Annotated in this window: 26 protein-coding genes; 13 read left to right on the top strand and 13 right to left on the bottom strand. The window is 39.1% G+C overall.

Annotated elements, in window-relative coordinates; all coding sequences use genetic code 11:
- Positions 1-40: 40 nt before the first annotated feature.
- Positions 41-1522, top strand: a complete 1482-nt coding sequence (locus ATE92_RS08290) for a M28 family peptidase (protein WP_100803258.1) — start codon at positions 41-43, stop codon at positions 1520-1522.
- 1 nt (position 1523) lies between these two features.
- Entirely contained in the window at positions 1524-1934 is a 411-nt protein-coding gene (locus tag ATE92_RS08285) for a hypothetical protein (protein WP_157809591.1), read from the top strand.
- 12 nt (positions 1935-1946) lie between these two features.
- Here the strand turns inward: ATE92_RS08285 and ATE92_RS08280 are convergent, their stop codons facing one another.
- From ATE92_RS08280 to ATE92_RS08270, 3 genes are all read right to left on the bottom strand, one after another.
- A complete protein-coding gene (locus ATE92_RS08280) occupies positions 1947-2399 on the bottom strand; it encodes a GNAT family N-acetyltransferase (protein WP_100803256.1) in 453 nt (150 codons plus the stop codon).
- 130 nt (positions 2400-2529) lie between these two features.
- Complete coding sequence (locus ATE92_RS08275) at positions 2530-4305, bottom strand: hypothetical protein (protein WP_157809590.1); 1776 nt, start codon at positions 4303-4305, stop codon at positions 2530-2532.
- Between the two features lie 317 nt (positions 4306-4622).
- Positions 4623-5114 carry a hypothetical protein gene (locus ATE92_RS08270; protein WP_232729137.1) on the bottom strand — a complete coding sequence of 164 codons (492 nt, stop codon included), beginning with the start codon at positions 5112-5114 and terminating at the stop codon, positions 4623-4625.
- Positions 5115-5229: 115 nt separating this feature from the next.
- On the opposite strand from ATE92_RS08270, the gene ATE92_RS08265 reads away from it, so the two are divergent.
- The 6 genes from ATE92_RS08265 to ATE92_RS08240 all read left to right on the top strand — a co-directional run bounded on the left by ATE92_RS08265 (position 5230) and on the right by ATE92_RS08240 (position 11521).
- Positions 5230-5739 (top strand): RNA polymerase sigma factor, encoded by a 510-nt coding sequence (locus ATE92_RS08265; RefSeq protein ID WP_100803253.1) that lies wholly within the window; start codon positions 5230-5232, stop codon positions 5737-5739.
- Between the two features lie 63 nt (positions 5740-5802).
- Positions 5803-6711 carry a FecR family protein gene (locus ATE92_RS08260; protein ID WP_100803252.1) on the top strand — a complete coding sequence of 303 codons (909 nt, stop codon included), beginning with the start codon at positions 5803-5805 and terminating at the stop codon, positions 6709-6711.
- A gap of 64 nt (positions 6712-6775) precedes the next feature.
- On the top strand, positions 6776-9253 hold the full coding sequence (locus ATE92_RS08255; RefSeq protein WP_198515607.1) for a TonB-dependent receptor domain-containing protein: 2478 nt from the start codon (positions 6776-6778) through the stop codon (positions 9251-9253).
- Between the two features lie 289 nt (positions 9254-9542).
- Complete coding sequence (locus ATE92_RS08250; RefSeq protein WP_157809589.1) at positions 9543-10190, top strand: sensor histidine kinase; 648 nt, start codon at positions 9543-9545, stop codon at positions 10188-10190.
- A complete protein-coding gene (locus tag ATE92_RS08245; protein WP_100803249.1) occupies positions 10187-10828 on the top strand; it encodes a response regulator transcription factor in 642 nt (213 codons plus the stop codon). Before ATE92_RS08250 ends, ATE92_RS08245 begins: the two co-directional genes overlap by 4 nt.
- Before the next feature lie 12 nt (positions 10829-10840).
- Positions 10841-11521, top strand: a complete 681-nt coding sequence (locus tag ATE92_RS08240; protein WP_100803248.1) for a hypothetical protein — start codon at positions 10841-10843, stop codon at positions 11519-11521.
- Here the strand turns inward: ATE92_RS08240 and argS are convergent, their stop codons facing one another.
- The gene (gene argS / locus ATE92_RS08235) at positions 11522-13312 is read right to left on the bottom strand and encodes an arginine--tRNA ligase (protein WP_100803247.1); all 1791 of its coding nucleotides are present in this window, start codon (positions 13310-13312) and stop codon (positions 11522-11524) included.
- Positions 13313-13493: 181 nt separating this feature from the next.
- On the opposite strand from argS, the gene ATE92_RS08230 reads away from it, so the two are divergent.
- Positions 13494-14129: a MarC family protein gene (locus ATE92_RS08230; RefSeq protein WP_100803246.1), complete on the top strand. Its 636-nt coding sequence runs from the start codon at positions 13494-13496 to the stop codon at positions 14127-14129.
- On the opposite strand, the gene ATE92_RS08225 is transcribed toward ATE92_RS08230, so the two are convergent.
- Genes ATE92_RS08225 through ctlX form a run of 3 tightly spaced genes read right to left on the bottom strand, consistent with a single transcriptional unit; the run spans position 14115 to position 15814 of the window.
- Positions 14115-14648, bottom strand: a complete 534-nt coding sequence (locus tag ATE92_RS08225; protein WP_100803245.1) for a GNAT family N-acetyltransferase — start codon at positions 14646-14648, stop codon at positions 14115-14117. The genes ATE92_RS08230 and ATE92_RS08225 overlap by 15 nt on opposite strands.
- A gap of 15 nt (positions 14649-14663) precedes the next feature.
- Complete coding sequence (locus tag ATE92_RS08220) at positions 14664-14873, bottom strand: hypothetical protein (RefSeq protein ID WP_100803244.1); 210 nt, start codon at positions 14871-14873, stop codon at positions 14664-14666.
- A 35-nt stretch (positions 14874-14908) separates the two neighbouring features.
- Positions 14909-15814 (bottom strand): citrulline utilization hydrolase CtlX, encoded by a 906-nt coding sequence (ctlX, locus tag ATE92_RS08215; RefSeq protein ID WP_100803243.1) that lies wholly within the window; start codon positions 15812-15814, stop codon positions 14909-14911.
- A gap of 258 nt (positions 15815-16072) precedes the next feature.
- Here ctlX and ATE92_RS08210 point away from each other — a divergent pair, with 258 nt between their 5' ends.
- From ATE92_RS08210 to ATE92_RS08195, 4 genes are read left to right on the top strand one after another with little or no spacing between them, the layout of a single operon-like run.
- Entirely contained in the window at positions 16073-16513 is a 441-nt protein-coding gene (locus ATE92_RS08210; RefSeq protein WP_100803242.1) for a thioredoxin family protein, read from the top strand.
- Between the two features lie 3 nt (positions 16514-16516).
- A complete protein-coding gene (locus ATE92_RS08205; protein ID WP_369819733.1) occupies positions 16517-17530 on the top strand; it encodes an FAD:protein FMN transferase in 1014 nt (337 codons plus the stop codon).
- Between the two features lie 5 nt (positions 17531-17535).
- Positions 17536-17745, top strand: a complete 210-nt coding sequence (locus ATE92_RS08200; protein ID WP_100804395.1) for a DUF4266 domain-containing protein — start codon at positions 17536-17538, stop codon at positions 17743-17745.
- A gap of 9 nt (positions 17746-17754) precedes the next feature.
- Entirely contained in the window at positions 17755-18999 is a 1245-nt protein-coding gene (locus tag ATE92_RS08195; RefSeq protein ID WP_100803241.1) for a DUF3570 domain-containing protein, read from the top strand.
- 54 nt (positions 19000-19053) lie between these two features.
- Here the strand turns inward: ATE92_RS08195 and ATE92_RS08190 are convergent, their stop codons facing one another.
- From ATE92_RS08190 to ATE92_RS08165, 6 genes are all read right to left on the bottom strand, one after another.
- Entirely contained in the window at positions 19054-19968 is a 915-nt protein-coding gene (locus ATE92_RS08190) for a dimethylarginine dimethylaminohydrolase family protein (RefSeq protein WP_100803240.1), read from the bottom strand.
- Positions 19969-20033: 65 nt separating this feature from the next.
- Complete coding sequence (locus tag ATE92_RS08185; protein WP_100803239.1) at positions 20034-21320, bottom strand: citrate synthase; 1287 nt, start codon at positions 21318-21320, stop codon at positions 20034-20036.
- Between the two features lie 192 nt (positions 21321-21512).
- The gene (gene eno / locus ATE92_RS08180; RefSeq protein WP_100803238.1) at positions 21513-22799 is read right to left on the bottom strand and encodes a phosphopyruvate hydratase; all 1287 of its coding nucleotides are present in this window, start codon (positions 22797-22799) and stop codon (positions 21513-21515) included.
- Positions 22796-23917 carry a glutamine-hydrolyzing carbamoyl-phosphate synthase small subunit gene (carA, locus tag ATE92_RS08175; RefSeq protein ID WP_100803237.1) on the bottom strand — a complete coding sequence of 374 codons (1122 nt, stop codon included), beginning with the start codon at positions 23915-23917 and terminating at the stop codon, positions 22796-22798. Before carA ends, eno begins: the two co-directional genes overlap by 4 nt.
- Before the next feature lie 139 nt (positions 23918-24056).
- A complete protein-coding gene (gene rplQ, locus ATE92_RS08170; RefSeq protein WP_100803236.1) occupies positions 24057-24548 on the bottom strand; it encodes a 50S ribosomal protein L17 in 492 nt (163 codons plus the stop codon).
- A 140-nt stretch (positions 24549-24688) separates the two neighbouring features.
- On the bottom strand, positions 24689-25681 hold the full coding sequence (locus tag ATE92_RS08165) for a DNA-directed RNA polymerase subunit alpha (protein ID WP_100803235.1): 993 nt from the start codon (positions 25679-25681) through the stop codon (positions 24689-24691).
- Positions 25682-25683 lie beyond the last annotated feature (2 nt).

Raw genomic sequence — 25683 nt, 5'->3', positions numbered from 1 at the left:
ATAAAATTAACTAACTACGAATCTCAAAACTCACCCAAACATGCGTTTATCACTTTTTTTTGCCTTTCTTTTTATAAGTTTCACTTCGCTTTTTTCGCAAACCGATCAAGAAAAAGTTGAAGCTACCGTTAGCAAAAGTGCTATTGAAGGACATATCTATTTTTTGGCAGATGACCTTTTAAAGGGTCGGGAGACCGGAACCGCTGAAAATAAAATAGCAGCTTCTTATTTGGCAAATACCCTTCGCAGTTACGGAGTACAGCCTATTTCTAAAACAGGTAGCTTTATTCAGGAAGTACCGTTGCAAAAAACGAGTCCGCCCAATAAATTTTTATTAAAAATTGATGGAAACGAATATAAAAAGAAGGTAGTTCTGGAAGCTTCCAAAATGAAGTATTCGGGGAATGCAGTCTATTTAGGCTACGGAATGGAAGCAGATTACAAAGGAAAGGATGTTACCGAGAAGATGATTATTGTAAAAGCCGGAAGCGACAAAGCAAGAGATGCCCGTGCTGCCTTCGGTTTGCGTGAGACAAAAATGGAACTGGCAAAAAACGCCGGTGCATTGGGAATTATTGAATTTATTGATGCAGAAGATAACATCTGGGGTTTTATTGAACACAATTTTATGAGTGATCGCCTCGAATTAGCTTCAAGTACTAAAGAAAACAAAAAAGCCAAAGACTTTGTGTATCTGTGGCTCCAGGACAAAGGATTGAGCTTTGTTAGCGGTATAAGTGACAAAAAATCGGCTACAGTAACTGTGGATATAAGTGATAAAACTACTGAAAATATAACCTCTCAGAACGTAGTAGGCATGATCGAAGGCACCGACGCAACCCTTAAGAACGAATTTATAATTTACTCGGCACATTATGACCATGTGGGCATAGGAACTCCCGATGAAAATGGTGACACAATCTACAATGGAGCTCGCGACAACGCCGTGGGAACTACAACTGTGTTAAGCATGGCCGCAAACTTGGCAAAATATCCTACCAAACGTTCTGCGCTGTTTATATTGTTTACAGGAGAAGAGAAAGGTTTGTTAGGAAGTGAATACTACGTAAACAATCCCTTATTACCACTGGATAAAATGGTCTATTGTTTTAACAGTGACAACGCCGGTTATAACGATACTTCACTTGCGACAATTATTGGTCTTAACCGAACTACTGCAGCTGAGAACATAAAAAAAGCAGCTACGGCCTTCGGATTAAAAGCTACCGATGATCCCGCTCCGGAGCAAGGACTTTTTGACCGAAGTGACAATGTGCATTTTGCTGCCAAAGGAATTCCGGCACCAACTTTCAGTTTAGGATTTACAGCGTTCAACGGCACGGTTACCGAATACTATCACAGACCGGGAGATGAGGCAAATACATTGGATTATAACTATTTGCTGAAATTTTTTCAGTCTTACGTACTGGCCGGAAGATTAATCGCCAACGATCCCGTTACACCCTTTTGGACGGGTGGAGATTCGTATGAAGCGGCAGGGAAAAAATTATACAATCGATAAATTGAAGCGCATACAAGTATATTGTCTATTGCTCGTGGTGCTGTTTACGGTATCACATTGCACAACTACTATGGATAGCACATTGTACTATTACACGGACCAAAACAATAACGTTTATAAAATCTCTGTTTCTGAAGTAAAATACGACCCTATTTCCCCCGAAGAGAGTTCTTCCGGTGTTTATAGCGGTGGTGAAAAAGCCATTGTTCCTATTTCTGAAAAAACATTTAAAGAAATTGCTCTTTTGGCGGAAGCGCTACAAACGGATACGATTTCTCATATAAAACACAGAGAGATGAGAACCTCAATTTTACTCACCGAAAAAGGCGGAAAAGATACTTCCCGGGCAATTTTAAGACCTTCAGAAAAACGAACGGCGCTGGAGAATTTGTTACGTGACTTGGTAGAGTAAATTTAAGCCTTTTCAGCCTAAAACCTTTTCGAAACACACGCTGTTTTCAACTCCGGCATACTGACCGTAATTCGGAATGATGGAATACCCGTTTTTAAGGTATAACGCAATTGCTTCAGGTTGTTTTTTCCCGGTCTCTAGCACACATCTTTTATAGGATAACTCTGCAGCCCATTGTTCCAATTCTTGCAAAATTTTGGTTGCAATTCCTTGGCCACGACTTTCAGGGGCTGTATACATTCGCTTTACTTCCATGGCAGCACCCTCAAAAGGTTTGATAGCGCCGCATGCAATGGGAATTTCATTTTCATACAGCACTACGGCTTGATTTAAGTGATCGATCTTATTAAACTGATGGTAGAAGTCGTGTTCGTCACCGTCCCTTTCGGCCAAATCGGCATCCAAAAATTGCACAAGGGTGATAAAGTCTTTATTTTTTGAATTGGTTCGTATTATTTGCATCATTTCAGGATGAATAGAGAGTTACAAGATTTTCACCTTAAAAATAAAACAAAAACCGACTGAAACAATATCAGCCGGTTTTTTGGGACAAAATTAATTGAGGAGTTCACTAATTTTTCTTTTTCATTTACATTTAGTTCTTCTTAAAGGTTAAGGTATCCTCAATATTTCCACCGCTATCTCGTGTTACAAAAGTGACCGAAGTTTCAGAAAACTGCAGTACTTTATAGTCGGCATCATCTGCACCGTTTAAAGGACTGTCCATATCAAATTCGAAATTAAGACTATCTCCTACGAGGGTGACGATCCAAATTCCATAAACAGATTCAGACCCATTCGACGCCAAAACCGTTTCATTGGCATAAAACCGAAAATCAAATCCGTTATAATCGGCTGTTTCATTATCACCATTGTCTAAAAAGGTGTCTACATACCAGGTTCCGACTTGCATAATATCCCGAAGTTCCTGTGGATCGGGAGTTTCGCCGCCGCCACCGCCACAATCGTATGGATTCCTTCCGAAGCTAAGTAAATCTGTACCCCCACCACTACTTGAATCTTCCAAACGGATTATATCTAAAGTGGCTTCAATTACACTCCAGTCATCGTTTAAATCGCCTAAGGGGGATCCGCTACCTCCGTTGTCAAAATTTAAAACAAGTTCCAGTCCATTGCTGTTTTCCACAGCCCAGAATCCCGTAATAGTCGATGTCTCTGTAGTTGCTGTAGCAGTACCATTAAGGAAATAGGTAAATTCGTAGGCCACATAATCACAGGTTTCGTCTGTGCCATTATCATTGTAAAGATTTACATACCAGATTCCGGTAGTAAGGATTTCAATTAAATTGTTAACTTCTTCATTATTTCCTCCTGTACTTGGAGTACGATTGAAGCTGAGATAATCGACGCTACCATCGCCACTACTAATTTTTCGGAGTCTGATAATTTCGGAGGTGCCTTCAATAATTTCCCAGTTAAAGTCCATTTTATTAAAAGGAGTGGTAGTTCCGAAGTCAAGGTCCAAATACGGTAAAACATTGTTTGTCACATTCCATGAGCCGTCAATAATAGTTGTCCCATTGGAGGCCTGGGCCGAATTATTACCGGCAAAGGTAAATGCGTATCCGCCAAAACTGCTTGTTTCCTCATAGTTATCGAAATAGTAAGAAACATACCAATTCCCACTGGTTAAATTTTCGATAAACTGAATGTCGTAATTAGGGTCGATTTCGTAGCAATCTGCCGAACTGATAATCTCTTGTAATTCCGGATTGTTATTTGCTGTAAAGGTTTCCCCATGAATCACTGCAGAAACGGGATAATCAATACTTATAAAGTCATCAACATCAAGGTTGTTTAGGAACTGATATAATTCAATATCGTTAGACAAGCTTTCTGTTCCAGTTTGCTGCTGATTTGAATTATAGACAAAAAATCTTACAGGGTAATTAAAATCTACGCAGCTGATTCCTTCATAACCACTCGCTTCACATATTGTAATAAACGCATCTAATTCGGATTGATTATTTACCGTCTGTTGAGAATAGTCTTTTAGTTGGATGTCGATGGGAAAGACAATCTCAATAGTATCTTCATCTCCCGGAAACTGATCGAAAATAGCCTGAACAGTTGCAAAATCATCTTCATTTGAAACAACTACTTCTTGCCCGTTAACAATGACTGTAACCGGAAGTACCACTGTGCCGCAGGCGTGGTTATCTATAATATCATCGTAGTCACAGTCGTTTTGGGTACTCAACAAAATAAAATTAGTAAGCACCGAATTGGCTGTGATGGTTTCTTCGGGATTTTCATCGATTAGAATCTGTTCTTCCTTCTGACAAGAAACAAAGAGCATGCTAATTATAAGCATTGCCGTAAGAAGAATCTTAGTGTAAATTTTCATCATTCAAAATTATTTGGGGTAATCTATAGCTACAACAAGCTATTTATAAATTACCCTACCCGAAATTTACTGTTTTTAAATAAATTTTGATTTCATGATTCAATATTATAAAAATAAAGCCATTCTCCTTAGGTATTACTCATTAAAAATGCCATTCGATACATCGAATGGCATTTCAAGGGTTATAATTAATTGGGGACTTAACCTTCACCCGCACAGCTAACACTTATTTTTTAAAAAAAGGCATTCAATATAGATCTCTTCCAAAGCAATTTATCTTCGAATCCTTATCATTGAATGCCTAGGTGCTATCTCTGTTTTTAATTCTTTTCGAACGTTAAGTAATCGGTACCACCATTGCCGCCACTTACATCAATCAATTCAATTTTAGAATCACTAACAGAGATAATATCCCAATCATCGCTCAGATCCTCAAATTTAGGAGGTGCCGAAAAGAAGATATTAAAATCGTCATCGTCATCACTACTGCTTCCATCATCATCACTGGAGTTATTGCTACTATCGGTAACAGACCACGTACCGGTAACCGTAGTGCTTCCATTAACCGCAACTAAGGTTCCGTCTTCATTAAAGCTGAAACTATAGCCACTAAAGTTACCGGTTTCTACATGGTCTGAGTCATAAAAGTAGGTGATCTTCCAGGTGCCACTCTCTGCAACATTTGCAGTCTGCGCAGCGCTTGTACTATTGTTGGGCTGATTGGAATCATCGGAAGGACTACAAGCTACTACTGTAGTCACTAAGGAAATCACCACCATTAGACTTAAAATTTGCTTTTTCAAAGTTTTCATAAGTTGTTTTTAGTTTTAATTAGATTTCTTTGTTACTGAAACAAGCAAATAAAAAATTACCCTACTTTGCACTGTAATATCTTTTTAAATATCTTTGGAAAAGTCCGCTTATAGCATGAAGGAATCCACCAATGTTTGTAATGAAAGTATTTTCAACAAGGTCTACACAGACTTTGGAAAACCGGTGTGGCGTTTTATTTATTTTAAATGCGGAGACAAGGATCAGGCAGACGATTTGGTACAGGAGGCATTTATAAAATTGTGGCAAAATTGTGCCAAGGTTCCTTTAGAAAAGGCAAAATCTTTTTTATACACCGTCGCAAACAATACATTTTTAAATGAAGTGGCTCATAAAAAAGTGGTGCTAAAGCACGCCCGTCTGCAGCCTCATAAAGTAAATGATCAATCCCCTGAATTCTTACTGGAAGAAAAACAGTACCTGAAGAAATTGGAAAATGCATTGGCAAATTTAGGTGAAGCCCAACGAACCGCTTTTCTCCTAAACCGAATTGAAGGAAAAAAATATAGAGAAATTGCAGAGATTTTAGGAATTTCGGTAAAAGCAGTTGAAAAACGTATGAGTCAAGCCCTGGCATCATTGCGTCTGGAAATAGAAAACATATAATTAGAATTAGGTAGGGTAAAATACAATATACTTGTTTCAGCTATAACAATGAAGTAGCATATCATGGATTTAAACTACATATTACATAAATACTTAAACGGTGAAGCGACCAAAGATGAAATTGAAAAATTAAAGACCTCTCCGGAATATGCCTCATATATAAAGATATCTGAAGCAACTTCCGGTTTTGAGGCACCATCTTTCAATGCTGAAACCAATTTTGAAGCTATTTTGTCTAAGCAATCTGCTGTAAGACAAGTTCGGCGTTTGCATCCTGTAAAAACCGTTCTTCAAATTGCAGCTGTTCTCGCTGTAATTTGTGTTGGCTATTTGTATGTAAGCACATTGGATACTTCTGTCACAACACAAATTGCCGAAAAAGAAACTTTTTCACTCCCCGACAACTCGGAAGTAATCTTAAATTCCAATTCTGAAATTAGCTACAATAAAAAGTCCTGGGAAAAAGAGAGAACCCTTTCTCTCACCGGGGAAGCATACTTTAGAGTCACCCAAGGAAGTACTTTCAGTGTAAACACACCACAGGGTGTTGTTACCGTTATAGGAACTCAGTTTAATGTGTTTTCCAGAGATTCTGTTTTCAATATTAATTGTTACGAAGGTTTGGTAAGTGTTGCTTATAAGGATACTATCATTAAATTACCCGCAGGGCATAAACTAAAAATTGAAAAAGGAACGTTAGTATCTAATACACAAAGCGATACGCCAACTCCACAATGGATTGGTAATGAAAGTCATTTTGAAAATACCAAATTAAAAACAGTTTTAGACGAATTACAAAGACAGTATCCGGTGACGATTCTAACACAAAATGTAGATGTAAACAGACGTTTTACAGGAGGTTTTACACATAGCAATCTCGACCTAGCGTTGCAGGCGGTGTGTGATCCTTTGGGGCTAGCTTTTACAATTACAGAGGGGGAAGTGAAAATTTATGCAAAAACCACCAAGTAGTTTTTACTATGTTTTGATTCTTGTAACTTTTCTATTTTGTTATCACGAAACTCGTGCTCAAAATATGAATGAAAAAGTTGCGCTCCAAACCATTGTAGTGGCTCTAGAGACAAAATACAATGTAAGTGTTTCGTATGCAACGACCACTGTCTCGGGCATCTCTTTACTGCCACCACCGGAAGAATTCAGTTTAGACGAAATATTGGCGTACCTAACAAATAACACTCCTTTACTCTTTACCATAATTGATGAACGGTATATTACCGTAACGATTAAAACAGACAACTCTATTCGCTGCGGAAAGATTTACGATGCAGAAACCGGGAGTCTTTTGGCAGGTGCTACAATTCAATCTGAAGATGGAAAGTACGCCACTATCACCAATACTTCAGGTGAATTTTATATTCCGAATACTTCCGAAAGTAACGAACTTACAATTAGTCACATTGGATACGAAACCATCCAAATTTACCTACATGAGCTCTCCGAAAGTTGCGCTTCCATTTTATTAATCCCTGCGGTTACTCAATTGAATTTTGTGACCCTGAACACCTTGTTTACAAAGGGAATCGATAAGGAGCTGGACGGTTCGTATACGATAAATACCACTAACTTCGGCCTATTACCCGGACAGGTGGAAGACGACGTGCTTCAAATAGCACAGGCACTTCCGGGCGTGGAAAGTGTGAATGAAACCATCTCTAACATCAACATTCGTGGGGGGACACATGATGAAAATTTAATACTGTGGGACAATATTAAAATATACCAAAGCGGACATTTTTTCGGACTTATATCTGCCTTTAATCCGGATCTCACTAAAAAAGTTACTGTTCATAAAAATGGGACTCCTGCACGATACGGAGAAGGCGTATCGGGAGTGATTGCCATGTATTCAAAAAACAGTGTTACAACCGATTTTAAAGCAGGGGTTGGATTAAATCTTATCAATGCCAACGCATTTGTAGACCTTCCGGTTTCAAAAAATGCTTCGGTACAGGTTTCTACCAGACATTCTATTAATTGGTTGTTGGAATCTCCGGTTTATAAAAATTTTTCGGAACGAATTTTTCAGGATACAGAAATAACAAACCGGGAAAATCCGCAAAATGCAACTACGATTTCTGCCGATGAAAAGTTTAGCTTTTATGATATAAGCACCAAATTGTTGTGGGATATTTCAGAAAAAGACCAAATTAGACTTAACTTTTTAACCGTTCATAACAAATTAGATTTCACTGAAAACCAATTAACCACTGCAAGTTCTGAAACCAGTGAATTGGCTCAGGAGAGTATCGTAGGGGGAATTTCCTGGGAACGCAAATGGAGCAATAAATTGCAAACTAGTGCTCTTATCTATGGGTCGTATTACTTACTGGATGCCATCAACAAGACTATTTTTACCGCGCAGGAACAACAACAACAAAATGAAGTTCTGGACACCGGAGTAAAGTTAAACGGTACATATCAATTCTCCGAAAAATATGCTGTAGAAGGAGGCTATCATTTTTCAGAAAAAGGTATTGCCAATTCGCAGGACGTAAACTTACCTCGTTTTAGAAGTTATATAAAAAATGTACTACAGTCGCACGTAACATTCGGAAACCTTGCCTATACTCCTAATGGCGATGAAACCATTATAAACGGAGGTGTACGGGTAAATTATTTTGATAAATTTGCTGAGGTAATTGTGGAACCGAGATTGAGTTTACATCAAAAAATTGGCGGTGGTTTTGCCATTGAAGCCCTGGGCGAGTTTAAAAACCAGGCCGTCACCCAACGAATTGATTTTGAAAGTGATTTCCTTGGAATTGAGAAAAGACGCTGGGTTTTGGCAAACGATTCGACCATTCCCATAATAAAAAGTAAACAAGCCTCTCTGGGAATATTATATAAAAAAAGTAACTGGCTCGTAAATATCGAAGGATTTTATAAAAACGTTGCCGGAATAACAACAGCAAATCAGGCGTTTCAAAATCAATTTCAATTTACAAGAGCCAGCGGCGATTATACCGCCAGGGGAATTGAATTTACTGCAAACAAGAAGCTGAAGTCCTTCAGTGCTTGGCTTACCTATCTTTATATGAAAAATGATTACAAATTTGAAACACTTTCTCCTCCCGAATTTCCAAATAATATAGACATAAGACATTCCTTGACTGCCGCAGGGACTTATACTTACAATAAATTGAAAGTGGCAATCGGATTTAATTTTCACAGTGGAAAGCCCAATACCTTTCCGGTGGCAGGAGAAGAGATTATTGTTGAAAATGGGGAGGAAATCATTCAATTTACCAATCCGAATGAGCAACGGCTTCCTAATTATTACAGAACCGATATGTCGGCCGAATACCTTTGGGACATTTCAGATAGTGTAGACGTAAAAATTAATCTGGCCGTCCTTAATATTTTCGATTACAGAAACACACTAAATATTCACTACGCCTTAGATCTCGACGAGAATGGCAACATACGAGTAAATCAAGTAAAGGAAGTATCCTTAGGTATTACACCCAATTTTTCGTTACAAATACTCTTCTAAAAGTTACTTTTCAGTTTCCTACGGAAAACATATATTTTAACACCCTCCCGGAACTCTTTGATAACGAGATAATTAGCTTGATGTAGTTTAGCATCATATTAATTCTTAAACCTCGTATCATGAAAAATCTCTCAACAACAATTCTTGTACTTAGTTGTGCCTTAGTTTCCATTGGAGCATTAGCCTAACCCGGACAGAATCCTGACGGCCAAAAATGGATTGATGTATTAAACGTCGACTGGGGCGTCGCCAAAAAAATGAAGCCCTTCAGAAACAAAAAATTACCGATTTGCAACAAAAAAACAAATTGTTGGCACTTAGCAGCATGATTGAAGGGCAGGAAGCCGAGCGTCTACGTATTGCAAAAGACCTGCACGACAGTCTTGGCGGGTTGTTGAGCACTGTAAAAGCGCATTTTAGTACCATCCGGAAAGACGTGCCGCAATTGGAGCAACTCAGTCTATCGGAAAAGACGAACGGTTTAATTGACGAAGCTTGTTTGGAAGTTAGAAGAATTTCTCATAACATGATGCCTCATTCGCTAAGTATTTCGGGGCTAATAGGCGCTGTAGAAGATTTGGGAGAACATTTAAATGAAGAAGATTATGCAGTAACGGTCGAAATAAAAAGCATACCCGATACCTTGGAAAAGACAAGATCTGTTATGATTTATCGCCTTTTACAGGAAATCATATCAAACATTCGAAAACACGCCAATGCCAAAAACATTCTTATCCAGCTAATTGGACATAACAATACCATACACTTGCTGGTAGAAGATGACGGCAACGGCTTCGATTTTCAAGAGGCGACCAACAACGGTGGCCTTGGCCTTAAGAGCATTAACAGCAGAGTTCAATTTTTGGACGGAACCATTGCCTGGGATACCCATCCGGGAAGAGGAACCTCAATAAACTTAAATATACCTATGATATGATACGAGTATTTATAATTGACGATCATAAGATGGTAATTGGAGGGATGCAATTATTGCTGAAAGATGCACCCGACATTAGTGTGGCAGGGACAGCATTGAGTGGCGAAGAAGGCATCGAAGCCCTTTCAAGAACCGAGGCGGATGTCGTTCTTTTAGACATTAACATGCCGGGAATTAACGGAATAGACACCTGTAAGCAACTGCTGGAAACCCACCCCAACCTTAAAATAATTGCCATCTCCATGCATAAGGAAAGTAGTCTTATAAGGTTGATGTTAAGTAATGGAGCAAAGGGATATGTTCTTAAAAATGCAGGGCAAGACGAGGTGATCGACGCTATTAAAACGGTTCACAACGGGCAGATGTATTTAGACGAAACCGTTAATACTATTGTAGTAAACAGCGTTGCCAGCGGAAACCGTCAAAAAACAGAAAGCCCTTTCCCCACGCTTTCAAAAAGAGAAAAGGAAATTTTATTACTTATTCTGGACGAGCGAACCACTCAGGAAATTGCCGAAAAACTTTTTATAAGCTTTGGCACTGTGGAAACCCATAGGAGAAATATGCTTATTAAAACCGGAGCCAGAAACACTGCCGGACTCGTACGAATTTCTTTGGAATACGAATTACACAAATAAAACGATACCATCATGAAAACAGTAAGCTTTATTATTATCGCACTGCTATTCCTAAGCTGCGCTTCCGAAACCGAACAAAAAAGTATGGACACCGTAGCTGAGCTTTACGGAGCTAAAACTTCCTATTCGAAAGGAATAAGCACCGCGGTTGGGCAAGAAACTATTAAAAAATTTACCATTAAAGTTTCCGATAGTAAAATGCTGGATACTATTGCACCCGCCGCTTCATCGGGAAATATTGCCTTGATGGTGTATGAAGGACTTACCCCTAAAGAAAAAGAAACCTACTCCGGAATTGATGTGGAATTAGTACACACAACAAAGGATACAGCGGCGTTTTACTATCCCAAAGCAGTGCTTCAGAATGTAAGTAAGAAATCGGCTAATTTTAAAATCTTTTCTGAAAGTATTCTCGACAACAAATACGATCGATTAGAAACAATTAAAAACGTTAACGACATCCTTGATCCTATTCGCAATTTAGTAAAAATAGTGATTGATCAATTGGAACTAAAACTGGGCGATTTAGAGAGTTATAAGCCTTTTGGGATAGCCGAAGAAAGAGATGATATAGGCTCCATGTACCAATATCAAGGCTATTTTATTTTTGAAAAGGGCGCCATTCCGTACATCATAAACATCGATGTTTCGGAGGGGAAAGATGAAATTATTGGATATCGTATTTATAATTAATTACATCCGTTCCGGGACACGAATTCCCAATAAAGCAAAGGCTGTTTCAATTACTTCTCCGGTTGCTTTCGACAACCGAATTCTGAATATTTTTTCGGCGTCTGTATCGGCGCCAAAGATGGAAATATTCTGAAAAAATGAATTGTACAACTTTACCAGTTCATAGGTGTAGTTGGCAATAAGCGCCGGACTGTATTGCTCTGCTGCCAGCTGAATAGTTTCCGGAAACTGTTGCAATTGCTTCAATACTTCCTTTTCTTTCTGCTGAAGCGCAATGGTAGTATCCAAATTGGTTGCGAACGCGTTCAATTGTTCATCTTCCTTTGCTTTTCGCAATATAGATTGAATTCGCGCGTAAGTATACTGAATAAAAGGCCCTGTATTCCCTTGAAAGTCTACACTCTCTTCGGGGTTAAAAAGAATTCGTTTCTTAGGATCTACTTTTAGGATATAGTATTTTAAAGCCCCCAGGCCGATGGTGTGATACAATGTTTCCTTTTCGGTTTCCGAAAAATTGTCAATTTTACCTAATTCTTCACTAATCTCACCTGCGGTTCGCGTCATATCGGCAATAAGATCATCGGCATCAACCACAGTTCCTTCTCTACTCTTCATCTTTCCGGAAGGTAAATCCACCATCCCATAACTCAAATGGTACAAATGCTGTGCCCAGGAATAGCCTAGTTTTTTTAGAATTAAGAACAGTACCTTAAAATGATAATCCTGTTCGTTTCCCACCGTGTAAATCATTCCGGTCACATCGGGGTGATCCTTTACCCGCTGGATTGCCGTACCTATGTCCTGAGTCATATAAACCGCAGTACCGTCACTTCGCAAAACAATTTTTTCATCAAGCCCTTCATCGGTTAGGTCGCACCATACAGAGCCATCTTCCTTACGGGTGAATACGTTTTTCTGAAGTCCGATTTCAACAACTTCCTTTCCTAACAGATACGTATTACTTTCGTAATAATAACTGTCGAAATCAACTCCAATAGCCTCATAGGTTTTTTCGAAACCTTTGTACACCCAGCCATTCATCGTACTCCAAAGTGCAACTGTATCGGGTTCGCCCGCTTCCCATTTCCGAAGCATTTCTTGTGCCTCTACTAATAAAGGAGCTTCAGCTTTTGCAGTTTCTTCGCTTTTACCTTGAGCTATTAATTCGGCAATTTCCTTTTTGTATTCCTTATCGAATTTTACGTAGTAGTTTCCAACCAGCTTATCACCTTTCAATCCGGTAGTTTCGGGTGTTGCACCATTGCCAAATTTTTGCCATGCGAGCATGCTTTTACAAATATGTATCCCCCGGTCGTTGATAATCTGAGTTTTGTACACCTTTCTACCGGCTGCTTTTAAAATTTCGGCAACGCTGTAACCTAACAAAACATTCCGAATGTGGCCTAAATGCAAAGGTTTGTTGGTGTTTGGAGAAGCGTATTCAACCATCATGGCATTGTCGCCTTGAGGTACTTTTCCGTAGTTCGAAAAATCGGGAATACTATTAAAGAACTGCAAATAATACGCATCGCTAAGCACCAAATTTAAAAAGCCTTTTACGACATTAAACTTTGTAACAGCTTCTACATTGTCTACCAAAAAAGCGCCTATGGCTTCACCAATTTGTACAGGATTCCCCTTAATAACGCGAAGCATCGGAAAAACCACTACAGTAATGTCGCCTTCAAAATCTTTACGTGTTGCTTGAAATTCGACCGTTTCCAATGAAGCATCAAACAATTGGGCCGCTGCTTTTATAATTTCCTTTTCTAGAGTTTCCTGCAAATTCATGGTAGTAATTTATAAAAAAGAAACACCTAGTTCAAAACTTTGGTGTTCGGGCGCAAAGATACAAGAATTTTTAGGGATGTCTATTTCATTATACACGAATCACGAACAGATAGGATAACCGAAATTTAATGCTTTCATAAACTGAAAATAGTCGTTTCAATCGTTCTTTGACGCAAAAACTATGGACATTTTTTTATATGTATTTGCGGCCTTGTTTTCGGTAATTAATCCGCTGGGAACCGTGCCTGTTTTTGTGGGCTTAACCAATGATGAAACTTCCACAGAGCGCAGTAAAACCTCGCTTCTAACCAGTGTAAATGTGTTAGTGATACTGCTGATTTCTTTTTTCGCTGGCACCTATTTATTGCAATTCTTCGGGATTAGTTTGAATGCATTGCGAATTGCAGGAGGTATGATTATTGTGACGTCGGGATTCGCTTTGTTAACGGGTACATTTTCAAAACATAAAGGAATGAAAAACAAAAGAGTACGAAAGGATCTGGACAATCGTGAAAAGTTTTCACTTACACCACTCTCCATCCCTATGCTTGCGGGTCCGGGTTCCATTTCATTGCTTATAACCTTTCAGCAGCAATACGAAAATACCAAAGACATTCTTCTGGTAGTTCTGGCTGTTTTTACGGTAGCACTCACTACTTTTTTAATTCTGAAAAGCGCTCACCTTATTAGTCGGTTTTTAGGTGCTTCAGGCATCAATGCAATCTCCCGCATTGTTGGATTTATAGTAATTGCGATTGGAATAGAATACATTACTACTGCAGTAGTTTCGGTACTTGGAAATTTAAGCCTCGGGTAATTTAAACTGCATCAAATAATCAAACTGAAGATCTGTGCCCAACCAAAACTCGTGATTTGAAAAGATATGATAACCGTGTCGTTCATAAAAAGCGATGGCGCGTTCGTTCTTTTCCCACACCCCCAGCCAAATAACATCTACTTTTTTAGAAATCGCAAATTGTGTTGTAAAGTGAAGAAGATGTTCTCCAATTTTCAATCCCTGAAATCCTTCAACAACGTAAATTCGTTGAATCTCCAGCGCATTTTTAAATGGAGTTTCTGTTTGGGCCTTACCCAGATTTAATTTGAGATAACCTACTAATTTACCTTTGTATTCGGCAAAGAAAAAGAAGGATTCTGGATTTTTGTACTCTTCCTTCGTTTTGCGTAAAGTAAAAGCCTGCTCCAAATACAGCTCCATGTCGGAAGCTTTATTTAAATGTGCAAAGGCCGTAATATAAGTACTTCTGGATAAACTAAGTAAGGTGCTAATCTCATCATTACGAACTTCTCGAACGATTACATTTTCAGACAACATAATGAGTTTAGTCTTTTAGGCCTTCCTATTTTTAACAAAGACAGCTGCAAGTAATGCCAACACCCCTAAACCAATCATTCCCAAGGTTTGATTATTCAAGCCGTCCTTAGCACTTACCTCAATAGGTCCAATGTCTACAACTTCCTGTGGCACAAATGCATTGTACAATCCCAGAGCGATAAGTACAATTCCTACAACGAGTAAAATAGTTTTTAAAATTTTCATAGAGCGGTTATTTACACAATTAAAGATACTCAAATTTATTCCTTCGGAAGAAAAACTTCTGCCATCATACAACGGGCACTACCTCCCCCACAGGTTTCGATTGTTTCCAAATCGCTGTGCAAAATTTCACAATGTTTTTGAATGGCATCTATTTGTTGGGAAGTGAGGCTGTTATAAGCGGCAGTGCTCATTACCATGTATTTTGAAGCCCCTCCACCTTTTACCTGAAGCATATTTCCGGCAAAATGATGCATTTGAGCTTCGGTAATGGTAATAATTTCCTTACCGTCTTCCTGCAAATGGTGCACTACGTTCTGCTTTTCAGATTTATCATCAATGGTATCCAGACAAATTACCGCGAAATTTTCGGCAAGAGCCATCATCACATTGGTATGGTAAATGGGCATTCTCACGCCATCTACATTCTGATTAGCGGTAAAAATAACAGGGAAATAATCGAAATCTTCACAGAATTCAATCAACAGTTCTTCATCTGCGCGCGGTGATAATGCGCAATAGGCTTTCTTATGGACGCGATCCAACAACAAGCTGCCGGTTCCTTCCAGGAATATACTTTCCTCTTCGGCACTGGTATAGTCCATATAGCCTTGTATCACAAATCCTTCGCTTTCCAAGCGATCCATCACTTCTTCGCGTCGCTCTCTCCTTCGGTTTTCAGCAAACATTGGGTACAATCCTACAATGCCGCTTTCGTGAAAACTCACCCAGTTATTGGGAAAAATAGAATCGGGCGTATCCATTTTCAAATCGTCATGTTCCACTATCACTTGTACCCCAACAGCCCTTAATTTAGCCACAAACGCATCAAACTCTGCTTGCGCTTTGGTATTAATCTCACTATTTTTAAGGTCGATATTTTCCTGAAAATAGTTGTTCACCGCGGTCTCTTCATTCATACGAAAAGCAACCGGACGAATCATTAAAATGGTATTTGTTATTTGCTGCAACAAAGGGTTGGATTTTAGACTACAAATTTAAGTGTTTTTCTTTTTGACTTACTCATTAAATTGCCGGTAACTTCACAATATCTTGATAATAGATCACTGCACTTTAAGAATGTTCTGTGCTATAATCAAAATTCTGTTTTCCAAAAAAGGCTATAGATAAATAAAACCGTATTTTTAAGGTAGGGTTTCTGGCGAGTATATTGTTATAAAGTTATCCATAAGACCGTGATTATGAAAAAACTACTTATCATTTTTACTATTCTCATCGCCGGCACACTCCCAACATATGCCCAGGAATGGGTAACAGACATCACAGTTGCGAAGCAACAAGCTTCGGAAAATAATTATCCTATTGTTCTAGTGTTTCAGGGAAGTGACTGGTGCGCCCCTTGTATAAAATTAGATCGGGAAATTTGGAGTACGCCCGAATTTAAAGAGTATGCCAAAAATCATTTTGTGATGCTGCAGGCTGATTTTCCGAAGAAAAAGAAAAACGTTCTCCCTGAAGCACTTCAGCAAAAAAATAATTCCCTGGCCCAAAAATACAATCCGCAAGGCATATTCCCATTTGTGGTAGTCCTTGATAAAAACGGTAAAAAATTAGGCGAAACCGGTTATATAAAAACATCTCCCAAAGATTATATCAAGAATTTAGTATCCTTTACCAAATAAGCCATTTTGAAGCAATTAATAGTTAGTCTTCTTTTTATTTCATTTTCGGTAAGCTCTTTGGCAAAAGGAGGACCCGAAAACTATTTTCGGGTGCTTACGCTTATGGGCAGCCGATTTGAAATTACGGTGGTGGCGCAAGACTCGGTCGAAGCCAATACCTATATAGACATGGCCATAGCCGAAATAACCCGAATTGAAAAACTCATCTCCTCCTGGGACGCCAATTCAGAAACTTCAGAAATTAATAGAAATGCAGGTGTCCGGGCTGTGAAAGTAGACGAGGAATTGTATACTCTTATAGGTCGCTGTCTGGAGCTATCAAGGCTTACTGAAGGTGCTTTTGACATCAGTTTTGCCTCCATGGACAAAATATGGAGGTTCGACGGGTCGATGACTCAAATGCCTTCGGAAAACGAAATCGCAGCTTCCATTGTCAAGGTGGGTTATAAAAACATTGAGCTGGATCCCGAAAACTTTACCGTTTTTTTAAAGCTTTCGGGGATGAAAATCGGTTTTGGTGCCATTGGCAAAGGATATGCTGCCGATAAGGCCAAAAATTTATTAGAGGAAAATGGAGTTTCGGGAGGTATCATTAACGCCGCCGGAGATATGACCACCTGGGGAAAGCAATTCAACGGAAAAGATTGGCAGGTTGCAATTACTAACCCCATGGATAAAAGTAAAGCCTATGGCTTATTACCCGTTTCCGAGGGGGCGGTGGTAACATCAGGGAATTATGAAAAATATGTTACATTCAATGGAGTTCGCTATACACATATTATAGATCCCCGTACCGGTTATCCTGCTACAGGCATTATTAGCGCCACCGTTTTTGCGCCGAAAGCCGAGCTGGCCGATGCCCTGGCAACGGCAATATTTGTGATGGGCATCGACACCGGATTGGATTTTGTCAATCAGATTCCAAAAATTGAATGTATCTTAATAGATGCAACCGGGAAAATATTTACATCAAAAAACATTGTATTAGAAACTAAATCTACGTCCGAACAGAAATGACAACCATGAAAAAAATGCTCTTGCTCTGCCTAGTTTCATCATTTTTTACCTCCTGTGTGGTTATAAAGGAATATGAAAAAGTAACAATTAACGACCCGGACATGGCATTAAGCGATGAAAGTAGTAAGCGATTTGAAAACTATGCCCATGCATACCGCGAAGCAGCCTCGGGAGCCAATGGAGGCAAAACCGGAGGGGGTTGCGGCTGTAACTAACCAAAAAATATGAGAGAATTTATATCAGTTTTAATCGTACTATTCGCGGCTACAGTATTTGCACAAGACTCGACGCAAACCTATAAAAAACGTGTTCTCGAACGTCCCGAGATCGATTTTTTAACGAGTTATTATTCTCAGGAGGGAGACAATGCTGCTGTTTCAGGCGGAATTGGCTCTGAAGCATTGACCGATTTTACACCTACTATTGTTGTGGCCATTCCTTTAAACGACGATGATGTGTTGACTATCGACGCGGGTATTTCGGCATATACATCGGCTTCTTCCAGTAATGTGGATCCCTTTGACGGACCGGGAGAACCCGATCCGTTTGTGGCATCATCGGGAGCTTCAGGTACCGACATTTATTTTAATGCTTCTGCAAATTACAGTCATAGTAGTGATGACCGAAATAATATCTGGTCTGCGAAAGCCTCATTTGCCTACGAATTTGATTACACATCGGTAGGATTTGGCGGAAGCTATTCTAAATTATTTAATGAAAAGAATACCGAAATAAGTATCAACGCAAATGTGTATCTGGATAGTTGGAGTCTTATTTATCCTATAGAACTGCGACCTATTGAAGATTCAGGCTTAGAGCCATTACCCACAAAAAATAGAAATTCCTATGCTGTGGGTCTAAACATTTCTCAAATTCTTTCAAAAAAATTGCAAGGCTCCATGTCGATAGAATTGGTGCAACAAGAAGGTTTGTTGTCAACCCCGTTTCAACGTATTTATTTTAGCGATAAACCCGATTTCTTTGTGGGGAATAACTTCCAGATAGCCGATGATGTGGAAAGATTGCCCGATATGCGTTTTAAAACTGCACTGGGCGGGCGATTAAATTACTATATCAACGAAATTTTTGTGGTGCGTACTTCGTATCGTTACTATTTTGACGATTGGGGAATCAATTCTCACACGGCCAGTATCGAAGTCCCTATAAAACTTGGGGATAAATTTACGTTGTATCCCTCGTATCGTTATTACAATCAAACTGCAGCAGATTACTTTTTTAAGAATAACGAAGCGCTTTCAACAGACGAATTTTATACGTCAGATTACGATTTATCTGAATTTTCTGCAAATCAGTACGGCTTTGGAATAACCTACACCGATATATTTACGAAGTTTAAATTATGGCGACTGGGACTAAAAAGTGTTGATGTAAAATTCGATCAGTACAAAAGAGATTCGGGTTTAAAATTCTGGCTACTATCGGGTGGATTGAAGTTTGTGATGGAATAACCATTTATAGCCCTTTCTATCCCGTAATTCAATAATAGAAGCCAACTACATCGATCAATCCCTAATCAAAGGCATGGTGGTACAGCGTAATAATCCTTCCTGTTTGGAAATTTCGGCATAGGGCACTTCTTCTACGGTGAATCCTTGCGAACGAAGCCAGGTATTTAATCTGGTAAAATTCTTTTCTGAAATCACTACATCCGGAGCAATAGAGAAGATATTGCTGTTCATCTCATACATTTCATCTTTGGTAATATGAAAACAGTTCTCTTTTCCGAAGAAATTCAGCAACCATTCGTATTCTTCTTCCACCAAAAATCCCTCTTTATGAATAATTGCCTTTCCCAATCCTAAAGGTTGAAAACAACAATCCAAATGCAGGGCATTATCACGGGCTACAGTATTTGATTTACGCAAGTTGAACGATTTCACTTTTTTATGCGGAAATAGCTTCTGAAGGTGTATTACAGCCTTCACGTTGGTACGTGCCGTGATAAAATCCGGATAATCTTCACCGTAATATGTTCCAACAAAAATATAATCTCCCCAAGGCATTACATCGCCACCTTCAATATGTGCATCCTCCGGAAACTCAATAATTTTTGACGGATCCATTTGTGAAATTACATGCTCTATGGCTTCAATTTCCAGGGACCGATCTTCCAGAATATTGGCGATAATAAATTTATCTTCTATGACAAAAGCGATATCTCGGGAAAAAATCTGATTGTAATCTTTTATAGTTTTTGGACGAAATACTTTCACATCGTACTTCCTGAAAACAGCCGCAACAGCTTCCATCTCCACGACCATATCCTCATCTTTCGGGTAGGTTCCTGCTTTAATATGTTCGGCCGACTTAGGGTCGTAAGCATCCTCTAATTTTGGGACAGGGCCATTGCTGTCGGCTCTACCTAGAACGACTGCTCGCAACCTGGAAATTTCATCTTTTATATTCAACTGAATCATATAGCAAATATAAAAAAGCATCCCAATATTGTCAGGATGCTTTTAATATTGTTAAAAATAAGACTTTATCTTTTATTTACCGGCTTAAAATCACGTAGTGTTTCACCAATATAAATTTGCCTTGGTCGGCCAATGGGTTCCTTGCGTAGACGCATTTCTCTCCATTGCGCGATCCATCCGGGTAATCTTCCCAATGCAAACATAGGAGTAAACATTTCGACGGGTATACCCAGTGAACGGTATATAATTCCTGAATAAAAATCTACGTTAGGGTATAATTTTCGGTCTACAAAATAACTGTCTTCCAAAGCTTCCTTTTCGAGACCTTTGGCAATACTCAATACCTCATCTTCAATCCCTAAATCCTCCAGTACGCTATCTGCCGATTTTTTAATAATCTTGGCACGAGGATCAAAATTTTTATACACTCTGTGTCCAAAGCCCATCAAACGAAACGGATCGTTCTTGTCTTTGGCTTTAGCCATAAACTTTTTAGAATCACCACCATCTTCTTTAATAGCTTCGAGCATTTCAATTACAGCTTGGTTGGCACCTCCATGGAGTGGTCCCCAAAGAGCAGCAATTCCCGCAGAGATAGAAACAAAAAGTCCGGCATGTGAAGATCCAACCATTCGCACAGTTGATGTAGAACAGTTTTGTTCGTGATCTGCATGCAAAATTAATAACTTGTCCAATGCATCTACAACTACCTTTTTGGGATTGTAGTCACTGCTAGGCTTCTTAAACATCATTTTAAGGAAATTTTCCACATAACCTAAGGAATCATCTCCATAATCTAAAGGAAGTCCCACTCTTTTTCTGTATGCCCAGGCAGTTAGGACCGGAAACTTTGCCATAATTTTTACAATGGCATTGTACATTTCCTCTTCGCTATCTACATTCACCGAAGAAGGATTAAACGCCACCAAAGCCGAAGTCAATGAAGACAGTACACCCATTGGATGCGCCGATTTTGGAAAGCCGTCAAGTATTTTCTTCACATCCTCATCTACATGAGACTGTGCTTTTATATCTGTATGAAATTTTGTGAGTTGTTCTTTGGTGGGTAATTCCCCAAAAATAAGTAAGTAAGCTACCTCAAGGAAATCTGCCTTTTCGGCCAATTCTTCTATCGCATATCCTCTGTATCGTAAAATGCCCTCTTCCCCATTCAAAAACGTGATAGCACTTTCGCAGGAGCCGGTATTTTTATAACCCGGATCGATTGTGGTAACTCCACCTGTATCACTTCGAAGGTTCTTAATATCAATGGCTACTTCATTCTCGGTACCTTCAACTACAGGAAATTCATATTTTTTACCATCGATTTCGAGGATCGCTGTTTTTGACATATATATAATTTGGTTTTTTGTTTTTAAAAGTACCCGACAGCTATCGGGACGGAACTGCTAATTTACAAAATCTTAGACGATTTATTATCGATTGCTAACGCTTGTTAGGTTAAAAAATCCTTAAATCGGCATTATTTCAGCTCCAAACTACAAACTCTGTAATCTGAAGCTCTTATTCAGAATAGTTTTTTGTTAAATTTTAAATGCCTTTCGTTGCGGATAATAGGCAACCTCGCCTAGTTGTTCTTCAATTCGAAGCAACTGATTGTATTTTGCCATTCGGTCACTACGAGAGGCCGAACCTGTTTTTATTTGCCCACAATTTAATGCGACTGCAAGATCTGCTATGGTATTGTCTTCTGTTTCACCACTGCGATGTGACATTACAGAAGTATAGCCTGCATTGTGTGCCATGTTTACTGCTGCAATTGTTTCGGTCAAGGTACCTATCTGGTTTACCTTGATTAAAATTGAATTTGCTATTTTTTCAGAAATACCTCTTGAAAGTCGTTTTACATTCGTCACAAACAAATCGTCTCCTACAAGTTGCACCTTATCTCCAACTTTTTCGGTTAAATATTTCCAACCTTCCCAATCGTTTTCATCCATCCCATCTTCAATAGAAATAATAGGATATTTACTGCACAATTCGGCCAAATAGTCCGCCTGTTCTTTCGAAGTACGTACTTTTCCCGAATCCCCTTCAAACACTTTATAATCGTATTTTCCTTCCTTATAAAATTCGGCTGCCGCACAATCCAGAGCGATCATAACATCATCGCCCAGCTTATAACCGGCTTTCTCTGTCGCCGTTTTAATGGTATCCAAAGCATCTTCGGTACCTTTGAGGGTTGGTGCAAAACCACCTTCATCGCCCACAGCAGTGCTTAAACCACGGTCGTGTAATACCTTTTTAAGATTGTGAAAAATCTCACTCCCCATTTGCATAGCATGCGTAAAATTTTTCGCCTTTACAGGCATTACCATGAATTCCTGAAAAGCAATAGGCGCATCACTGTGAGAACCACCATTGATGATATTCATCATGGGAACCGGCAGTGTTTTTGCACTCACTCCACCCACATAGCGATATAACGGCATCCCTAACTCGTTGGCCGCTGCCTTTGCTGCAGCCAAAGAAACACCTAAAATGGCGTTAGCACCTAATTTCGATTTATTCGCAGTCCCGTCCAAATCGATCATAATCTGATCGATTAACTCCTGTTCAAATACTGAAACTCCCAGGAGTGTTCCCGCTATTTTACCATTTACTTTTTCAACGGCCTTCAAAACTCCTTTTCCCATATAGGCATCCCCTCCGTCCCGCATTTCAACGGCCTCATGTTCTCCTGTCGAAGCACCTGAAGGTACCGCTGCGCGGCCCAAAAACCCGTTTTCGGTAATAACATCGACCTCGATAGTTGGATTTCCTCTGGAATCAAAAATTTGTCGGGCGTGAATGTCTATGATAATGCTCATGCAGTTTGTAGTTTGTGTTTTTTAATGTTTGCTAAGAAGTCATCGAAAAGATACGATGCATCATGTGGTCCCGGACTTGCTTCCGGATGGTATTGTACCGAAAAGACAGGTTTGTCTTTTATTCTAATCCCTGCTGCTGTATGATCATTTAAATGCACATGTGTAATTTCGATATCGGGATGTGCTTCGGCTTCCTCTCTACTAATAGCAAATCCGTGGTTTTGAGAGGTAATTTCACCTTTTCCGGTTAGCAAATTCATGATAGGATGATTAATTCCTCTATGCCCGTGATGCATTTTATAGGTTGAAATCCCATTGGCCAAGGCAATTATCTGATGCCCTAAGCATATTCCAAACAAAGGAGTTCCGGAAGCAATAATTTTCTTTGTGGCTTCAATTGCATCGTTCAAAGGTTGTGGGTCGCCCGGTCCGTTGGACAAAAAGTAGCCATCGGGTTGAAAGGCTTCCATCTCTTCGAAACTAGCATTGTAGGGAAATACTTTTACATAACAATCTCTGTTTGCGAGGTTGCGTAGAATGTTCTTTTTAATTCCGATGTCTAAGGCTGAAATTTTGTAGGTGGCGTTTTCCTTACCGAAGAAATACGGCTCTTTGGTTGAGACCTTGCTTGCCAATTCCAGACCTTCCATATTGGGGACTTCTGCTAATTGCTTTTTTAGACCTTCGATATTATCCACTTCGGTAGTTATAACGGCATTCATAGCTCCGTTATCACGAATATAGTTTACCAGGGCACGTGTATCTACATCACTAATTGCCAATAATTTGTTGCGATTCATAAAAGATTCCAGCGCTTCGTCTGCTGCCGGTCTCGAATAATGATAGCTGAAATTTCTACAAATTAAACCGGAGATCTTAATTCCTTCCGATTCGATTTCTTCGGCATTGGCACCATAGTTACCGATGTGCGCATTGGTAGTGACCATTAATTGTCCGAAATAAGACGGATCGGTAAAAATTTCCTGATACCCGGTCATTCCGGTGTTAAAACAAACTTCTCCAAAGGCAGAGCCTTCCTTGCCTCCTACTGCTTTTCCGTAGAAAATGGTTCCGTCTGCGAGTAAAATGAGTGCTTTTTTTCTATTCTGATACTTCATACTGCTGAAATGTTTTGCAAAAATACTTTAAATGATGGAAGTGTACAATTAAGGTTTTAGAACTTTTAAACAATTCACTCATAAAAAAAGGGATAAACATTGAATGCTTATCCCTTTATCTTTATAAATGATGTTTCATCTATTCTTCTTCTTTCTTAGCTTCAGTTGCTTTTGCTTTCGCTGCCGGAGCTGCTGCTGCCGATTTTGCTGCTCCTCCACGACGACTACGACGTGTAGTTTTCGTTTTAGTAGCCTTACCTGCGTTGTACAATTCGTTATAGTCAACCAATTCGATCATCGCCATATCGGCGTTATCTCCCAATCGATTCCCCAATTTAATAATTCGGGTATATCCTCCCGGACGATCACCAACCTTTACAGCAACGTCTCTGAATAATTCGGTTACTGCTTCTTTTTGACGCAGTCTCGCCATTACGATACGACGATTGTGCGTAGTATCTTCCTTAGACTTTGTGATCATTGGCTCCACAAATTGCTTTAACGCTTTCGCTTTAGCGACAGTAGTATTGATTCTTTTATGTTCAATTAGGGAACATGCCATATTGGCCAACATCGACTTTCTATGCGCAGTTTTTCTTCCTAAGTGATTTGTCTTTTTTCCGTGTCTCATGACATTTAGTTTTCATCATCTTGCATCTAGATCCATTCTTTGGAGAGCAAACTATGATGGGTTAAAATTATTTTTAGAGTTAGGATTGCTGATGTACAATATTATAATTTTAAAATCGTACATCGTAAATCGTAAATCGTTTAGTCTTTATCTAATTTATATTTTGAAAGATCCATTCCAAAGTTCAGTCCCTTCACATTTACCAATTCTTCTAGTTCGGTAAGTGATTTTTTTCCGAAGTTTCTGAATTTCATCAGATCGTTCTTATTGTAGGATACTAAATCTCCCAAGGTATCTACTTCGGCAGCTTTTAAACAGTTTAGTGCACGAACCGAAAGATCCATATCTACCAACTTGGTTTTAAGCAACTGACGCATATGCAATGATTCCTCATCGTAAGTTTCGGTTTGAGCAATCTCATCGGCTTCCAATGTGATACGCTCATCACTAAACAACATAAAGTGGTGAATCAAGGTTTTTGCAGCTTCAGTTAAAGCATCCTTAGGATGAATAGAACCGTCTGTTACAATTTCGAAAACCAATTTTTCGTAATCGGTTTTTTGCTCTACACGAAAATTTTCAATGCTGTACTTAACATTTTTAATTGGCGTATAGATAGAATCTGTAAAGATAGTACCCAATGGTGCATTTGCCTTTTTATTCTCTTCAGCAGGAACGTAACCTCTTCCTTTTTCGATAGAAATCTCGAAGTTAAGGTTTACTTTAGATTCCATATTACAGATTACCAAATCCGGATTCAATACTTGAAATCCTGAAATGAACTTCTGAAAATCTCCAGCTGTTACCTGGTCTGCTCCATTTACCGAAATCGTTACCGTTTCGTTGTCAATTTCATCGATCTGTCTTTTGAAACGCACTTGTTTCAAATTAAGAATAATTTCTGTAACGTCTTCAACAACACCTGCGATGGTTGAAAACTCGTGGTCAACACCTTCGATACGTACCGAAGTTATTGCGAATCCTTCTAATGAAGAAAGTAATACTCGTCTTAATGCGTTACCAACCGTTAATCCATAACCAGGCTCCAAAGGACGAAATTCGAATTTCCCTTCAAAATCTGTGGAATTAATCATGATAACTTTATCAGGCTTCTGAAAACTAAATACTGCCATAG

Source organism: Ulvibacter sp. MAR_2010_11 (assembly GCF_002813135.1).
Classification (GTDB): domain Bacteria; phylum Bacteroidota; class Bacteroidia; order Flavobacteriales; family Flavobacteriaceae; genus Altibacter.
The sequence above is the reverse complement of the archived record's forward strand: the minus strand, read 5'-3'. Positions and strand labels throughout refer to the sequence as shown.

Coding starts and splice junctions, on each gene's coding strand:
- ATE92_RS08240 (WP_100803248.1), top strand. CDS start 10,841: ATGAAAACAGTAAGCTTTATTATTATCGCACTGCTATTCCTAAGCTGC.
- ATE92_RS08290 (WP_100803258.1), top strand. CDS start 41: ATGCGTTTATCACTTTTTTTTGCCTTTCTTTTTATAAGTTTCACTTCG.
- ATE92_RS08230 (WP_100803246.1), top strand. CDS start 13,494: ATGGACATTTTTTTATATGTATTTGCGGCCTTGTTTTCGGTAATTAAT.
- ATE92_RS08220 (WP_100803244.1), bottom strand. CDS start 14,873: ATGAAAATTTTAAAAACTATTTTACTCGTTGTAGGAATTGTACTTATC.
- rplQ (WP_100803236.1), bottom strand. CDS start 24,548: ATGAGACACGGAAAAAAGACAAATCACTTAGGAAGAAAAACTGCGCAT.
- ATE92_RS08195 (WP_100803241.1), top strand. CDS start 17,755: ATGAGAGAATTTATATCAGTTTTAATCGTACTATTCGCGGCTACAGTA.
- ctlX (WP_100803243.1), bottom strand. CDS start 15,814: ATGATTCGTCCGGTTGCTTTTCGTATGAATGAAGAGACCGCGGTGAAC.
- ATE92_RS08270 (WP_232729137.1), bottom strand. CDS start 5,114: ATGAAAACTTTGAAAAAGCAAATTTTAAGTCTAATGGTGGTGATTTCC.
- ATE92_RS08260 (WP_100803252.1), top strand. CDS start 5,803: ATGGATTTAAACTACATATTACATAAATACTTAAACGGTGAAGCGACC.
- ATE92_RS08190 (WP_100803240.1), bottom strand. CDS start 19,968: ATGATTCAGTTGAATATAAAAGATGAAATTTCCAGGTTGCGAGCAGTC.
- ATE92_RS08255 (WP_198515607.1), top strand. CDS start 6,776: ATGAATGAAAAAGTTGCGCTCCAAACCATTGTAGTGGCTCTAGAGACA.
- carA (WP_100803237.1), bottom strand. CDS start 23,917: ATGAAGTATCAGAATAGAAAAAAAGCACTCATTTTACTCGCAGACGGA.
- ATE92_RS08210 (WP_100803242.1), top strand. CDS start 16,073: ATGAAAAAACTACTTATCATTTTTACTATTCTCATCGCCGGCACACTC.
- ATE92_RS08185 (WP_100803239.1), bottom strand. CDS start 21,320: ATGTCAAAAACAGCGATCCTCGAAATCGATGGTAAAAAATATGAATTT.
- ATE92_RS08280 (WP_100803256.1), bottom strand. CDS start 2,399: ATGATGCAAATAATACGAACCAATTCAAAAAATAAAGACTTTATCACC.
- ATE92_RS08245 (WP_100803249.1), top strand. CDS start 10,187: ATGATACGAGTATTTATAATTGACGATCATAAGATGGTAATTGGAGGG.
- ATE92_RS08165 (WP_100803235.1), bottom strand. CDS start 25,681: ATGGCAGTATTTAGTTTTCAGAAGCCTGATAAAGTTATCATGATTAAT.
- ATE92_RS08265 (WP_100803253.1), top strand. CDS start 5,230: ATGAAGGAATCCACCAATGTTTGTAATGAAAGTATTTTCAACAAGGTC.
- ATE92_RS08225 (WP_100803245.1), bottom strand. CDS start 14,648: ATGTTGTCTGAAAATGTAATCGTTCGAGAAGTTCGTAATGATGAGATT.
- ATE92_RS08275 (WP_157809590.1), bottom strand. CDS start 4,305: ATGATGAAAATTTACACTAAGATTCTTCTTACGGCAATGCTTATAATT.
- argS (WP_100803247.1), bottom strand. CDS start 13,312: ATGAATTTGCAGGAAACTCTAGAAAAGGAAATTATAAAAGCAGCGGCC.
- ATE92_RS08200 (WP_100804395.1), top strand. CDS start 17,536: ATGAAAAAAATGCTCTTGCTCTGCCTAGTTTCATCATTTTTTACCTCC.
- eno (WP_100803238.1), bottom strand. CDS start 22,799: ATGAGCATTATCATAGACATTCACGCCCGACAAATTTTTGATTCCAGA.